The sequence below is a fragment of the Streptomyces sp. NRRL S-495 genome (assembly GCF_000966955.1).
GTDB classification, from domain to species: domain Bacteria; phylum Actinomycetota; class Actinomycetes; order Streptomycetales; family Streptomycetaceae; genus Kitasatospora; species Kitasatospora purpeofusca.
The window spans coordinates 1-1,674 of the sequence record NZ_JZWY01001291.1 but is presented as its reverse complement, the minus strand read 5'-3'; the positions used below and the strand labels follow the sequence as shown (position 1 = coordinate 1,674).

2 protein-coding genes and 2 pseudogenes are annotated in these 1,674 nt (G+C 73.8%); all 4 read right to left on the bottom strand.

Features of this window, described 5'->3' with window-relative positions; all coding sequences use genetic code 11:
- Positions 1-21: 21 nt before the first annotated feature.
- Positions 22-642 (bottom strand): ATP/GTP-binding protein, encoded by a 621-nt coding sequence (locus tag VR45_RS41245; protein ID WP_045945117.1) that lies wholly within the window; start codon positions 640-642, stop codon positions 22-24.
- Positions 623-982 (bottom strand): DUF742 domain-containing protein, encoded by a 360-nt coding sequence (locus VR45_RS41240; RefSeq protein ID WP_045945116.1) that lies wholly within the window; start codon positions 980-982, stop codon positions 623-625. The genes VR45_RS41245 and VR45_RS41240 overlap by 20 nt, the downstream gene beginning before the upstream one ends.
- Positions 979-1,471, bottom strand: a pseudogene (locus VR45_RS41235) (roadblock/LC7 domain-containing protein). Before VR45_RS41235 ends, VR45_RS41240 begins: the two are co-directional and overlap by 4 nt.
- Positions 1,468-1,674 (bottom strand): annotated as a pseudogene (locus VR45_RS49845) (hypothetical protein); the annotation flags it as partial. The pseudogenes VR45_RS41235 and VR45_RS49845, both read right to left, overlap by 4 nt.

Genomic DNA, 1,674 nt, shown 5'->3' with positions numbered 1-1,674 from the left:
GGGCAGGGACGGGTGGTGCGCTCACCGCGCGGCCCGCGACCCCGCCAGGTCGTAGAGGTAGTGCATGAGCGCGAGCAGCACGTCCCGTCCGGACTCGCGGACCCGGGCGTCGCACGCGACGATCGGGACCTCGGGCGGCAGGTCCAGCGCGAGCCGCAGCTCCTCGTCCGGGTGGGCGGGCGCGCCGGGGAAGGCGTTGGCGGCGACCACGAACGGCACGCCGCGGTCCTCCAGCCGCCCGATCACGTCGAAGCTGACCTCCAGCCGACGGGTGTCGACCAGCACCACCGCGCCCAGGGCCCCTTCGAACAGGCCGTTCCACAGGAACCAGAACCGCTCCTGCCCGGGGGTGCCGAAGAGGTACAGCACCAGCTCGTCGCTGATGCTGATCCGGCCGAAGTCCATCGCGACCGTGGTCTCGGACTTCCGCTCGATCCCGGCCAGGTCGTCGATCTCCGCCCCGGCCTGGGTCATCGTCTCCTCGGTGGTCAGCGGACGGATCTCGCTCACCGCGCCGACCAGGGTGGTCTTGCCGACGCCGAAGCCGCCGACGACGACCACCTTGACGGCCGCGGTGGCCGAGTCCGGCAGGAGATCCTCGTCGGCCGGCCCGCGCACCGTGTCAGAGGCGCTGAAGTCCATGCATCACCGCCTCCAACAGGGCACGGTCGGGGAGAAGCGCGGCCGGGACGGAGGCGCGCGCCTCGACCCGCTCCTCGGCCACGAGGTCGGCCAGCAGCACGGTGACCGCGCTGACCGGCAGTCGCAGGTAGGCGGAGATCTCGGCCACCGAGAGCGGCGATCCGCAGAGGCGCAGGATCGCCGCGTGCTCGGGCGGCATCGAGGGGGTGGGCTCCGCACGGGAGACGATCAGCGTGACCAGGTCCAACGCGGCCCGTCCGGCCGGTTGGGTGTGGCCGCGCGTGATCACGTAGAAGCGTTCCGGGGCGTCCTCGCCCCAGTCCCGGCCGGCTGTGCTCATGCGACGGGCTCGCCCCTTCGGGGAGGCGTACTGAGGTGTTCGCCGATCCGGGCGACCAGGTCGCGCATCCGCTGGCCCATCAGCCCGGCGTCCACGCCCTCGTCGGCCAGCACCGCGAGGAAGGCCCGGGCGCCGGCCGCCATCAGGTAGAAGAAGCCGCCGCCCATCTCGATCACCACCAGCCGCATCCGGCCGTCCCCGTGCGGGAACTCGTGGCCCACGGCCGCCGCCAGGCTCTGCAGACCNGAGGTCGGCGGGGAGCGGGCGGCCGCCGGTGCGGGCGGCGACGGCGTCGAGCCTGGTCTGGTCGGTGCCGGAGAGCAGTAACCGCCAGCCGGCGGCGGCGAGCCGGTCGGCGGTGTCGGTCTCGGTGCCGTGCTGGGCCATGCGCAGGCCGTCCGCGGAGAGCACGATGACGTTCCGGACGTGCGGGACTTCGTCCGCCAACTGCTTGAGCAGCCAGTCCATGTTGGTCCGTGGCTGAATCACCGCTCGTCCCTCCCCGTCGTGTCCCCGTTGTCGTGGTCGGCCGGGCCCGTGCCGTTGACCCCTTCGGTGAAGGCGGCCAGCCAGAGGCCCGGCTGCACCGCCCCCGCCGGGGTCGAGGGATCGGCACCGGACCGGCCGGGTGGGCCGCCGAACCCGTCGCCCCGGCCGGTCGGGCCCGGTGAGCCGTTGGAGCCGGCCGAGCC

Coding starts and splice junctions, on each gene's coding strand:
- VR45_RS41245 (WP_045945117.1), bottom strand. CDS start 642: ATGGACTTCAGCGCCTCTGACACGGTGCGCGGGCCGGCCGACGAGGAT.
- VR45_RS41240 (WP_045945116.1), bottom strand. CDS start 982: ATGAGCACAGCCGGCCGGGACTGGGGCGAGGACGCCCCGGAACGCTTC.